Source organism: Flavobacterium sp. NRK F7 (genome assembly GCF_024054195.1).
In the GTDB taxonomy this organism is placed as follows: Bacteria; Bacteroidota; Bacteroidia; order Flavobacteriales; family Flavobacteriaceae; genus Flavobacterium.
Window position 1 is genome coordinate 1 of sequence record NZ_JAMXLB010000012.1, and the last position, 367, is coordinate 367.

Below are 367 nucleotides of genomic sequence, written 5' to 3' on the forward strand. Positions count from 1 at the left end.
GATAAAATTTCTTGCGAGAGAAAAATGTGATTTTTTGCACATTTTTCGCAATCTAGCAAAACCACTGTTAGCGGCTAGCTTTTTCTTTTAAGCGATTAGATTCTTTAAATGCAATCAAAAGATCTGTATAATTTGAGAAATTTATAGGTTGTCCCAACAAATCTTGTCTTCCAATTCCTTTAAAAATTCTATTTTTCTTTTTTTTATTAAAATCTGTGGAGTAAGAAATAGTATTCCAATTAGACCAATAAGGTGAAAAATCATTCCATAAGTAACCTGTCATTATTGGTTTTTTATTGTCGGTCATAATGAATTGAATACCATATAAACTTCCTTTTAGTTTACTTAGTTGTTTTCTACCTGATTC

The 367-nt window shown here is 28.6% G+C and carries 1 protein-coding gene; it reads right to left on the reverse strand.

What is annotated here, in order from left to right:
* Positions 1–67: 67 nt before the first annotated feature.
* Positions 68–367, reverse strand: a 300-nt coding sequence (locus NHF47_RS17085) for a hypothetical protein (protein WP_252766127.1), incomplete at its 5' end; no start/stop codon positions are given.